The sequence below is a fragment of the Desulfosporosinus lacus DSM 15449 genome (assembly GCF_900129935.1).
GTDB lineage: Bacteria > Bacillota > Desulfitobacteriia > Desulfitobacteriales > Desulfitobacteriaceae > Desulfosporosinus > Desulfosporosinus lacus.
Genome location: NZ_FQXJ01000014.1, coordinates 52,827 through 65,122, shown reverse-complemented (window position 1 = coordinate 65,122; position 12,296 = coordinate 52,827). Strand labels below are relative to the sequence as shown.

Here is a 12,296-nt window from a genome sequence, read left to right as displayed (position 1 = left end):
ATGTCTTTAAAATATTTGTGACGAAAGGATGATTATGAAAATGAAGAGGACAGCCTTAACAGAGAAGATTGCGGTTATAGGAGTAGATGGTTTTGAGCCAAGGCTGGCAAAAAAGTTCTTGGACCAAGGCAAAATGCCTAATTTACAAAAGTTCATAGACAAAGGTTCTTGCCGGGATGATCTGGTTTTATTGGGGGCGATGCCTACCGTTACACCGACGCTCTGGACAACATTATCTACCGGTGCCTATCCGGGAACCCACGGCATTACTTGTTTCTTTGGGCACAATCATGGTCAGCTGGATAGTTTGGTCTATAATTTGGACTCCAGACGTTGCAAAGCTGAACCGTTGTGGAATATTTTGGCTGAAGAGGCTGACAAAAAAACCTTAGTATGGCATTGGCCGGGCAGCTCATGGCCTGTCACTTCAGATAGTCCCAATCTTCATGTTGTTGAAGGCACTCAGCCCCAGACCATTAATACCGGAATTGCCGGTGTAGATATTTCCAAAATAGTCGTTGCTTCAGACAAATTTGAAGAGGCGCAATTCTTGCCAAATACTTCCACTATTACGCCTGGTGCCGGTTGTATTATTGAGAATGTGGAAGAATTACTTGAAGATGATGGAGAGTCTAGTTATTTAAGAGCAGCCATATCAAGCGGAGCAAAAGTCATAAAAAATATTGTTACTTGTGAAGAAGAAAACGAAATACATGTCTTGGCCAAAATGATTGCTGATACAGTAAAGTCACCGATTAAGGAAGCTGTAGGTTGGGCTAAAGCACCTGCGGTTGCTAAGGAATTTACTCTTACCTTGGGAAAAGGCTTGGAACGCCGCCCGGCATTGCTTTTACAAAACGAACAAGGTGTTTATGATACGGTTGAAGTGTATAAATCAAAGAAAGACTTAGAGCCTCTTGTGACCATTGAAGGAGGAAAATCGGCTTATGACGTGGTTGATACCATCAAGAATGATGAAGGGGAAACTATTTTATGTAATAGAAATTACCATGTCTTAACGATTAAGCCTGACGGTTCTGAAGTCACGATGCTGATAGGCATGGCCATGGATGTGAGCCGGGATGATTTATTTCACCCAAAAAGTTTGTACAAGGAAGTTATCGATCATATCGGGTATGTTCCTAACAGACCGGTCATTAATGGCGCTAACGAAATACTTGTCGATCAGGTATTTATTCCAACCTGGGACCACTATTGTGAGTGGCAGGCAGATTGTTTGACTTATTTTATGAAAAACAATAAGTATGATGTCATTTATTCTCATTTGCATAATGTTGATAATGGCGGGCATCTGTTCTGGCATTTTGCTAAGCACCAGGAGAAGTGGAACAATAATGAAGAAGCATACCAGGGATTTATAGAGAGAATGTATATTCAAACAGATAACTATCTGGGTAGATTTCTCCCTTATTTAGATGAGGGTTGGACCATAATTGTCACTTCGGATCATGGCTTGAGTTGTCAGGAAAATCTCGGCGTGGAATTAGGCGAGGCAGGCGGAATCACGACACCGGTAATGGAAGAACTTGGTTATGCCAAAATAATTACGGATGAAAACGGCAATCACGAATTTGACTGGGCGAATACCAAAGCGGTGGCCAGCCGTGGTAATTATATTTATCTCAACTTAATTGGACGAGATGAGCACGGAATCGTTGATCCTAAAGACCAATACGATTTGGAAACACAAATTATCTCTGATTTATATTCTTACCGCGATCCCAAAACCGGTAAACGGGTTGTGGCACTGGCCATGCGTAATAAGGATGCTGTAATTATTGGTCTGAGTGGTCCGGAGTGTGGCGATATCATCTATTTCACTGAAGAGTCTTACAATGTTATTCACGCAGACTCTTTATCAACCCAAGATGGCTATGCAGACACATCTCTTTCACCGATATTTGTGGCAGCCGGGCCGGGGATTAAACAAGGTTATAAAACTGAACGGGTTATTCGTCAGGTTGATCTTGCGCCTACTATGGCTTTTCTCAGTGGTGTTCGTTTACCGGCTCAGTCCGAGGGATCTCCTGTGCATCAAATTCTTACGGAAGAAATTTAACCCATTCAATTGCAGATTCATCTCCCGCTTTGACAAGCGGGAGATGTTTAGAATGACGGCAGTTTCAATCCAATTATCAGACTAATTTCAAAACCTAGGAGGTAAGTTTTTGAACACACAACGTCGTGGTAAAACTGTTGCTGGAATTTCCCCGGCACTTTGTAGAGGAGGTGTGAAGCTGTGAAAACTTTGCTGGCGGACCGGATAGCCGGTGTAATTCTCTTTGTTATTGGTGGTTTGGCTGTTTTTGAGGCGATACGGTTGTATCCTCTGCATATTGGAAGATCCATAGTTGGCGACGAAACATTTATCGGATTTTTAGGTGTGGCACTGATGATTCTCGGGGGGCTATTTATCTTTGTATTCAAGCCGCAGGGGGATAAGCAGGCAGAGTTTCCTACCGGTGAGTTGCGTAAAAGGATGCTTTTAGTTACAGGTTTATTGTTTGCTTATTGGGTATTATTGCAGGTAATAGGCTACACGGCTAGTACGTTTATTATCGGATTGGGCTTGTTCCGAACCATGGGTGCTTATGGGTGGTTACGTTGTAGTGTGTTTGCGGCAATGCTCACCGTTGTATATTACGTATTATTTGTGGTGTGGCTGCAGTCCCCATTTCCGGAACCTAGTATTGGTATTTTATTATAGTTAGGTAGGTAATTAGAATGGAAATATTACACTTGCTGCTCTCTGGATTTGCAACGGCTCTGCAACCAGACAATTTACTGATGGCTGCAATAGGCGCTTTTGTCGGTACGCTGGTCGGCGCATTGCCAGGCTTAGGGCCAACGTCTGCAATTGCCATTTTGTTACCACTTACTGCCGTCTTATCCCCTACAAAGGCTATTATTATGCTGGCAGGAATCTACTATGGAGCTATGTATGGCGGATCCTCTTCGGCAATCCTTCTGGGAATTCCTGGGGATGCTGCTGCTGTGGCTACATGTCTCGACGGTCATCCCATGGCTAAGCAGGGTCGGGGGGGGCCGGCGCTAGGGATAGCAGCGGTTAGTTCGTTTTTTGCCGGGACAATGGGGGTAGTTGCTCTGGTTTTTTTTGGCCCTATGTTTGCTGATCAAGCACTTAAGTTTGGGCCGCCAGAGTATTTTGCCCTGATGCTCTTGGCTTTAACTGTAGTAATAGGTTTAGGGGGAGCATCTATAAGTAAAGCCTTAGCAATGGGCTTTTTGGGATACCTTCTATCCTTAATCGGACTGGGAACGATGACGAATATGCCGCGGCTTGCCTTTGGCTATGCGCCCTTATGGGGTGGTCTTGATGTTATCAGCGTAGTCATCGGGTTGTTTGCAATAAGTGAAGTATTAAATGGAATTGAAGAGAAGAAAGTTGCTATCTCTATGGGTAATATCGGCTCGGTTTTTCCAACACGTAATGATTTACGAAAAAGTGCCATACCGACAGTTCGTGGAGGTCTTCTCGGGTTCTTTATGGGATTATTACCTGGGGTCTCCGCTGCCATAACAACGTTTCTTGCCTATGATTTAGAAAAAAAATGTTCGAAAACACCGGAACGATTTGGTCAGGGAGCAATAGAAGGTGTAGCTGCCCCTGAGTCTGCTAATAATGCGACAAGTTCAGCAGGTTTTATTACCTTGTTTGCTCTTGGTATTCCAGCTTCGCCGCCTTTAGCCGTTCTTTTAGGGGGACTTATGATTTACGGCCTTACACCCGGACCGATGCTATTCCAGCAGAATCCAGACTTTGTCTGGGCAGTCATAGCCAGCATGTTTATCGGGAATATTGTGTGTTTGGTTCTCAATCTTCCTCTTGTTGGACTTTGGGCTAAGTTAACTCAAGTACCCTTTGGTATATTAGCTCCGATTATTTTACTGATATCTATTGTTGGAACCTATACTATCCGTAACGATATGTTAGATGTTCTGGTTGCTCTGATATTCGGGATTTTAGGATACTTTCTGAAAAAATTTCATTGGCCATTAGTCCCTTTAATCATTTGTTTTATCCTTGGCCCAATGTTGGAGAAGTCACTTTTACAGTCTTTTGCGATGGCGTTTGAAAACCCTTTCATTTTCTTTCAACGCCCAATCTCATTATCTCTCATTGTTGCGACCGGTGTCTTTTTGATTATTTCCATTATACTTAGGCGGCGGACTAACAGCAGAATAGCCAGCTCCGGTCTTGAAGAAATATAAATAAAAATGGGGGGATCTATTAATGAAAATGAAGAAGAAAATGATTTGGATTATCAGCATCTTACTTTTGTCAGTTATAGTTGCCGGGTGTTCATCACAAGGGTCATCACAACCTGCTAAACAGGAAGCGCCATATCCAACAAAACAAATAGAATTAGTGGTTCCGGCTGGTCCTGGGGGTCTCACTGATCTAACAGCCCGTCTTGTTGCCGATTTTGTCAGCAAAAAATGGAAACAACCTGTTCTGGTAATTAACAAACCCGGTGCGGGTAACGTTACCGGATTACAATATGGTTTAATGCAAGGCAGACCGGACGGATATACTGCAGTGGCAGATAATATTGCCGCTTCCGTATTGATGGTTGCCGGAATGAAAAATCCACCTATAAAGCTTGAGGATAGAATTTTCGTCTCTAAATTTGTGGATAATCCAATGTGTTTTTCTGTTGCAGCCGATTCTCCTTTTAAGGATATGAAAGAGCTTGTCGAATGGATTAAGCAGAATCCGGAAAAATTAACGCATTCCAGTTTAAGTACTATAAGTATGAATGCACTTACTGCCGCCGAATTGTGTAAAGCCATTGGTGTTGATTACAAAAAAACCCAACCGATTCTTGTACAGAGTGGCAGTGCGGGTATTACAATGATAGCTGGAGGGCATGCAATTTTGGGTGATCAGTCAGTGCAGGAAACATATCCTCTTGCTGCAGGCGGTAAATTAAGAGTTCTTGCTGTTGCATCAAAAGAGAGGAGCCCTTTATTTCCGGATGTGCCTACTTGTCAAGAGCTCGGCATAAATATTGACGTTACCTGGTATGGGGGTATAAGTCTACCGAAAGGAACCCCTGATTATATTGTGAAGAAATGGGATCAAACTATTGCTGAAATTGAACAAGATCCGGAATTTATTAACAAGATGAAAGAAATGCACGGCAATGCCAGCTATTTGAATACTGCAGATTATAATAATTCAATTAAAGAACAGGTTGAACAGTATACTGAATTGTTTGATTCGATGGGCGTTCGTCAGTAACCCTTAATATAGAATGAATTGTTAATGAGAATGGATTTTTATCCAAAAGTCCATTCTCATTCCTGTTGAACATTTACCCTAGTATTTTTATCGGTTGAAATCCCTGGACAGGCAAGTACGAGATTTGATCACAGGCCATGTTCTAAAAGAAAGTGGGATTAGTAGAAATGGAATGGTTTATTAATTTAAAAACCAGCAGAAAACTTTTCATATGCTTTTTACTGATGGCCATATTAATCCTGACTGTTGGCATAACAGGGTTGCTTAACCTAGGCAGAGTCAACAATAATATTAAAAGAATTGCCCAAGATGGAATCGATCCTATTCTAATTCTGGAACACTTGAATCAGAACTTTGAAAAAGGGGCTACGGAGATGGTCAGTGTAGTCTGGAAGAGCCAGGTTTCAGAAGATCCCACAGTGATCAGCGATTCCAGAATGGTTATTGCGCAGTCTATAGAGGACAACGACCTGTTGATACAGCAGTATCAATTGCTTAACTTAACCGAGGAAGAAAAAGGACTGTTAATGGAATTCAAAAGTGAGGTTGCCGTTTACCGCGACTTGAGAGAAAAGGCTATTACAACAGTTGAACTGAAAAACTACGCCTTAGCCAGTGACTTTAATCAGCAGGCCGGTATGCATCAGGCTAAGGTAGAAGGAATCATCGAAAGACTGATAAGTTGTTCTTTGAAATATAATGAAGATCTTCAGCGTGCTTCGGAACAGGACTTTGTTAAAGCCCGAATGATTATTATGATACTGACGGCTTGCGGTTTTGCTTTGGCCTTGTTACTCAGCCTGATCATAGGCAGAATTATCAGCCGTCCGATTTTAGCTGCAGTTAAGCAAGCCGAATTATTTGCCAAAGGTGATTTTTCTACGGATCAACAAAATAACTTTATCAAGAGGAAGGACGAAATTGGCGAATTAGCCCGAGCCTATGATGATATCGACAATAACATGAGCTGCCTCTTGAAAAATGTAATGCTTGCCGCTGAAGATTTAAAGACAGCCGGAGAGGAATTATCAATTTCGGCTGGGGAACTTAACGATCAGGGACAAAATATTAATGCCGGGACTGAACAGATAGCGGCGGGAATGGAGGAGACTGCTGCTTCCACGGAAGAAATGCTGGCCTCGGGAACGGAGATCAGCAAAGGGGCCAGTATGCTTGCCGAGAAAGCGTATGAGGGCAAGATAATCGTTAGGGAAATCGAGAAGAAAGCCCAGATGATGCGTGAAAATGCTGAAACTTCAAGGGGAGTGACCCGAAGCGTTTATCTGCAGAAGCAAGGGGAAATCATCGAAGCGATTAAAAACGGTGAAGTCGTTCAGGAAATCGGTATAATGGCTGAAACCATTGCCGGTATTGCAGAGCAGACTAATCTATTGGCTTTGAACGCCGCTATCGAAGCAGCCCGGGCAGGAGAGCAGGGGAGAGGCTTTGCGGTTGTCGCGGAGGAGGTACGAAAACTGGCTGAACAATCAGCACAGACGGTGGCTGGAATTCATAAGGTTATCAGCAAAGTCACAGAAGTATTTGGCAATCTTTCTCAAAATTCTTCAGAAATTTTAAAATTTATTGATGAAAAAGTAATTCCTGATTATGAGATGCTTGTGGAGGCAGAAGAACAATATGCCAAGGATGCCAATATGATAGGAACGTTGGTGGAAGACTTCGCTGCGACTTCAGGACAAATGCTTACCTCCATCGAACAAGTGAATAACGCAATTCAAACCGTTTCAGCTTCAGTTCAAGAAACGACGAGCAGTTCCCAGGAAATTGCCAAAAATATGGGCGAAATGGCCAAGGCGATGGATCAAGTGACCAAGGTTGCCCAGATCCAGGCCGAACACACTCTGAACTTGAATACAATGGTGGAGAAGTTCAAAATTTAACCAATAGGATGGGTCTCCCGCTTCTGCAAGTGGGAGACCCATTGACCGCTCAGCAATCTACAGAAAAGGCTCAGGTCGTTAATCTGAGAGATCAGGAATAAAGAAGCTGAAACATTAAAAAAGACGAACTTCGATGGGAGTTCCTAAGGTTATCCCGTCTTCATCGACGATAGAATCATAAGCCAAAATCGTCACTCCTTTTGCACTGGCAAGCTTCAAAGCCTGTGCAAATTCCGGATCTCTTATCTCATGGGGCTTAAAGTATTTTACACCCTTCATCTGGATGAGAAAGAAAATGAACCCAGCATACCCATCTTCTACAGCTTTGATCATTTCATAGATATGCTTGCAGCCTCTCTGGGTAGGCGCATCTGGGAACATGGCAATACCTTCGGTTTCAAGGGTTACCCCTTTTACTTCTATAAACCCTCTCTGTTTTTCGGTTTCAAAGTACAAATCAAATCTAGAATTACCATAAACAATCTCTTTGGACAGCTTTGTAACATCACGAATTTCTTTGATTTTCCCTTCCGTTATACCATGATAGACAACCATATTTGGAATCTGTGAATCGATATTGATCAGAACATCTCCCTTGTATGCGGCAATAATAGAGTACTTTGTCTTCCGTTCTGGATTTTTTGCTTCTTCTAAAATCACCAAATTTCCTTCCTGGAGTAACTCTCCGCAGCGCCCCGTAGTCTTAACATGAACAATTTCTTCTTTATTGTCTAGAATCACATGCGCTATAAATCTATTAGGACGTTTTATAAATTTTGCGACTTTAACTGATGGATACTTCATGCTTGCACCTCTTTATCATTAGATCATAGCCTACCGTTAGCATTCTATCAAGAAGTTGAGGATTTCAAGGTAATCATTTCGGCCTTATAAACTATATGATTGGGCCAGATATATTGAAAAAGACGCCCTAGGGGCATCTTTTTTAGATTAATCCATTATTATTTGGTCTATTGCTGAAAAGCTTCCCTATCAAAGGACTCTGGCGGCTGTTCCATCCAGCCTCTTTCAATCATCAGCTTCATACCTTCCTCACCATATCTCGCAATTTCCACCATTAGGGCAGCATAATGAAAGGCTAAATCTTTCCTAAAAGATAGAGACATGGCATAAGCACATAAATAGATTCCTGCCGTAACAGATGTTGAAACCAGAAACATAATCAACTTATCTGAAAAAGGCGAGACGGTTGAGTCAGTTACTTCCATACTTACCGGCAAATTGCCCAGATGTTGTTCTTCCTTAAGAATTTTATTAAAGATATCAATCTGCTTTTGAGCAAGATCTTTTCCTTTCAGCAGATAATCTTTAATTTCTTGGTCACGCATAACTTGAATGAAACCCATTAACATAAGTATGCCAATATAATTTCTCTCAATAATGTAAAATATCTCGCCTAATTCCATTGCATTCAGGGGTCTATGCTCACCAAACCATGTTTCTAAGAGAGAATCTCGTTTTTGAATAAATTCTACTTGGTGAGGATAAGGCATTTTAGGAGGTCTATCATAAATACCTTTAGACAACATAAGGTTTAAAGCTTTCTTAAATAAGGCACCACTCAAATTTAAACATTCATAAAAAAATTCAACAACATCTGCACGTGCTACTTTAGTTATTGTCACAGCATAATCACTAAAAACCATTTGGTTAAATCTGTAGACATAGCTAAGTCCAAATAAGTCTGTGTAGAGGGCAGGGGCAGAAAAATTTATATCCTGGTCGGAAAAACCTTGAGGTACAGGGAAATTTTCGTCTGAGAATATCTCTCTAATTTTCGCTGTGAATTTATGCAGTAGATTAATTTGCTCATCAACTAGAGGCTTAATTTCTGAGTCCTGAATATAGGGCTCAAAATGCTTAAAGACGTATATATTTGACGTATTCTGCATGTATGTTTTCCATAAACCCGCAATCTCAGGAGTTGTTAAGTTTATGTGATGTTCTTTCATTAGTTCCTCCAAAAAGAATTAGATTTTTGAATAATATGTGCCATAGTCTTTGGAGTTATTCAGAATTTTTGCCAGCCTCCCTAATGGAAAATCATTGCTGGCATAAAGAAGGTTCAAACGCTCTTATTTCTTAATACTACAGAATCTGCGATCTTTCGATATTTGTAACTTTTTCGTAATATAATTTAAGGTTTTTGTAAAGCACTGATACTCTAAACTTGGTATGGTTAAAAGGAGAAATGGCTATGAGGGGAAAAATCCGAAGCCTGGCCTAAGTGGAGAGTGAAGACAACATGAATTGCAGCAAGAAAACGAAAAATCAATCGGATTTACAACAAAGGGGATTGCAGGGGAATTCCATCGGCTATATGCCGGGATTAGACGGACTGAGGGCATTGGCGGTGTTTGCCGTGATCGCTTACCATCTCAATCTGACTTGGGTGCCGGGAGGGCTCTTAGGGGTGAGTCTATTCTTTGTGCTATCCGGGTATTTGATCACTAATATTCTACTCAAACAATGGGAGCAATCCGGAGGGATTGACTTGAAGGATTTCTGGCTGCGCCGGGCCCGGCGGCTGCTGCCGGCTTTTTTTGTGATGCTGACAGGGGTGATGTCCTGGGTTATGCTTTGCGCTCCGGAACGCCTGGCAGCCTTGAAGCAGGAAGCGCTGGCAGCGGTATTTTATACCAGCAACTGGTATCTGATCTTCCATCAGGTATCCTATTTTGAAAGCTTCGGTCCCCCGTCTCCTCTGGGACATCTCTGGTCTTTGGCAGTAGAAGAGCAGTTTTATCTATTCTGGCCTCTTCTTTTAGTAATGGGGCTACGTGGTTTCCGTCAGCGCAAATGGATTATCGGGGGAACAATAGCTGTCGCTTTGACTTCCGCTGCAGCGATGGCGCTGATTTACATACCCGGTCATGACCCCAGCAGGGTATATTATGGCACGGATACCCGTGCTTTCGCTTTACTTGCCGGGGCAGTCCCGGCGATGGTATGGCCCAGTTGGAAGATGAACCCAGATCTGTCCGGCAAAAAGAAAATAGCGCTGGATTTGGCGGGAATCCTGGGGTTATTGGTCATACTTTTGATGATCGGGAAAACAAACCAATACCAGACCTCTCTCTATCAGGGCGGACTCTTGCTTTACTCTGTCGCGGCGGCTTGCCTAGTGGCAGTTCTGGCCCACCCGGCCAGCTATCTGAGCAGGTTATTTGGATGGGGCCCATTGCGTTGGCTTGGAGAATGTTCCTATGGGATTTACCTGTGGCATTACCCGGTCATCATACTGACAAATCCGATTGGGAATACGGAAGGCATGAATCTTTCCCGCACACTCTGGCAAATTGGCGTAAGTATTATCCTGGCTGCACTATCCCGCTACTTAATCGAGGAGCCGATCCGGTACGGACGACGAAAACAAGTTCGAAGGCGGAGGTCAGACCTGCAGTGGTGGCACAGGCCATTGGCCCTCAGTACCAAAATTTCATTGAGTATATTGCTGATGTTTTTAATATTGTTTGTGACCCTCAACGGAGGTATGCAAATTTCAGAAAAAGCTTTAGCGAAGAGCCCTGTGACTCAAAATCAAGCTCAAGTAGCTGACAAAGATGAGATCACCGGCATGGGACCTAAGGCGACAGATAAGAAAAATGCTATCAATGGGGATGATATTACGATCATCGGAGATTCCTTAATGATCAATGTAGAGCCTGTTTTGCAAAATCGCCTGCCAGGTATTGTAATCGACGCGCAACTCGGCAGGCAGATGTATCAGGCTCCGGATCTCATTTCCAAGCTCCAAAAAGAAGGTAAGCTCGGAAAAATTGTCATTATTGAATTAGGAACAAACGGTTCGTTTACAGAAAAACAGTTAACAAAGACCCTAGACTCCCTGCAAAGAACTGAGGAAATCTTGCTGGTGAATACCCGGGTCCCGAAGCCTTGGGAATCAGTAGTCAATGAGACCCTGACAAAGGTGGCGGAGTCCTACCCAAATACTAAACTGATAGATTGGCATTTGCTCAGTAGTGGCCATGAGGATTATTTTTATCCAGACGGTGTTCATCTGACCCAGTCGGGCATGAAAGCCTATGGGGAGATACTAATCGAAGCATTAATTTCTAATCAAAACGATGGAGAATAATCAAAACTCGAGCAATCTGATTTTCTCAATGCATAAAGGTAACCAGAGCATTTGGTGGAATATGCTATGAGATAGCAATTCGATTTGCAGCCGGTCATGTTTACATAACAGTGGGAACATGACTCACGCCATGTTCCTGATTGCCTTTGTGTTGATAAAAACGTTGGGGGACTAAGATATAAACAAATTATTTAAAACCTATAAATAGCTTTCAAGTGGAAACGAGGGAATCGTTATGGTAATATATAGGAAAATGAAGGGAGAGGATCAGGTTATGTCTTTACCAGAAGAGAACAAAAAACATACCTATTCTGATTACTTAACATGGCCTGAAAAGGAAAGATGGGAGATAATTGATGGTGTACCGTATTTGCAGTCAGCACCTAAATGGCAACATCAGAGCATATCTGGCGAGCTATACAGACAAATATCAAACTATTTAATTGATAAACCTTGCAGAGTGTTCGCATCTCCTTTTGACTTATGCCTGGTTGAATATGAAGAAAGCGATGATGACATCTTAAATATTGTACAACCGGATATTGTAATAGTGTGTGATGAAACTAAACTAAGGAAAACCGGATATTTCGGAGTACCTGCTCTAATCATTGAAATATCTTCACCATCAACGACTAGACAGGACAGGGTAATTAAGTTTAATAAGTATGAAAAAGTTGGTGTAAAGGAGTACTGGATCGTAGAACCAGACGGTAAATATATAAGCGTATTTACTTTACAAGAAAATAAACGATACGGTCGCCCAGAAGCGTACACGGAGAAGGATAAAGCGAAAATGTCTGTTTTCTCAGATTTCACGGTAGATTTAAAACCTGTGTTTGAAGGTATTTGAAGCTAGACAACCTGGATACCCCTGTTTTCAGCAAAATTCAAGGGATATGATGGGGAGTTGGAAACAATTAAGCAGCTCCGTCACCATGCCAGTCCTACTTTGAAATGCGCATTTCAAAGTAGGACTGGCTTTTCTTAT

The 12,296-nt window shown here is 42.3% G+C and carries 9 protein-coding genes; 7 read left to right on the top strand and 2 right to left on the bottom strand.

The features are described from left to right. Positions 1 to 40: 40 nt before the first annotated feature. The 5 genes from BUB11_RS17570 to BUB11_RS17550 all read left to right on the top strand — a co-directional run bounded on the left by BUB11_RS17570 (position 41) and on the right by BUB11_RS17550 (position 7,188). Positions 41 to 2,080 carry an alkaline phosphatase family protein gene (locus BUB11_RS17570; RefSeq protein WP_073031062.1) on the top strand — a complete coding sequence of 680 codons (2,040 nt, stop codon included), beginning with the start codon at positions 41 to 43 and terminating at the stop codon, positions 2,078 to 2,080. Positions 2,081 to 2,260: 180 nt separating this feature from the next. Beyond that, complete coding sequence (locus BUB11_RS17565; RefSeq protein ID WP_073031061.1) at positions 2,261 to 2,728, top strand: tripartite tricarboxylate transporter TctB family protein; 468 nt, start codon at positions 2,261 to 2,263, stop codon at positions 2,726 to 2,728. A 17-nt stretch (positions 2,729 to 2,745) separates the two neighbouring features. After that, complete coding sequence (locus BUB11_RS17560; protein WP_073031060.1) at positions 2,746 to 4,254, top strand: tripartite tricarboxylate transporter permease; 1,509 nt, start codon at positions 2,746 to 2,748, stop codon at positions 4,252 to 4,254. Positions 4,255 to 4,276: 22 nt separating this feature from the next. After that, complete coding sequence (locus BUB11_RS17555) at positions 4,277 to 5,287, top strand: tripartite tricarboxylate transporter substrate binding protein (protein ID WP_242947591.1); 1,011 nt, start codon at positions 4,277 to 4,279, stop codon at positions 5,285 to 5,287. A 167-nt stretch (positions 5,288 to 5,454) separates the two neighbouring features. Further along, complete coding sequence (locus tag BUB11_RS17550; protein WP_073031059.1) at positions 5,455 to 7,188, top strand: methyl-accepting chemotaxis protein; 1,734 nt, start codon at positions 5,455 to 5,457, stop codon at positions 7,186 to 7,188. Between the two features lie 114 nt (positions 7,189 to 7,302). On the opposite strand, the gene sfsA is transcribed toward BUB11_RS17550, so the two are convergent. Continuing rightward, positions 7,303 to 7,992, bottom strand: coding sequence for a DNA/RNA nuclease SfsA (gene sfsA, locus BUB11_RS17545; RefSeq protein WP_073031058.1), 690 nt, complete (start codon positions 7,990 to 7,992; stop codon positions 7,303 to 7,305). Positions 7,993 to 8,159: 167 nt separating this feature from the next. Beyond that, positions 8,160 to 9,161, bottom strand: coding sequence for a DUF3231 family protein (locus BUB11_RS17540; RefSeq protein WP_073031057.1), 1,002 nt, complete (start codon positions 9,159 to 9,161; stop codon positions 8,160 to 8,162). 293 nt (positions 9,162 to 9,454) lie between these two features. Here BUB11_RS17540 and BUB11_RS17535 point away from each other — a divergent pair, with 293 nt between their 5' ends. Beyond that, the gene (locus BUB11_RS17535; protein ID WP_073031056.1) at positions 9,455 to 11,308 is read left to right on the top strand and encodes an acyltransferase family protein; all 1,854 of its coding nucleotides are present in this window, start codon (positions 9,455 to 9,457) and stop codon (positions 11,306 to 11,308) included. Positions 11,309 to 11,582: 274 nt separating this feature from the next. Next, on the top strand, positions 11,583 to 12,158 hold the full coding sequence (locus BUB11_RS17530) for a Uma2 family endonuclease (RefSeq protein ID WP_073031141.1): 576 nt from the start codon (positions 11,583 to 11,585) through the stop codon (positions 12,156 to 12,158). Positions 12,159 to 12,296: the final 138 nt, after the last annotated feature.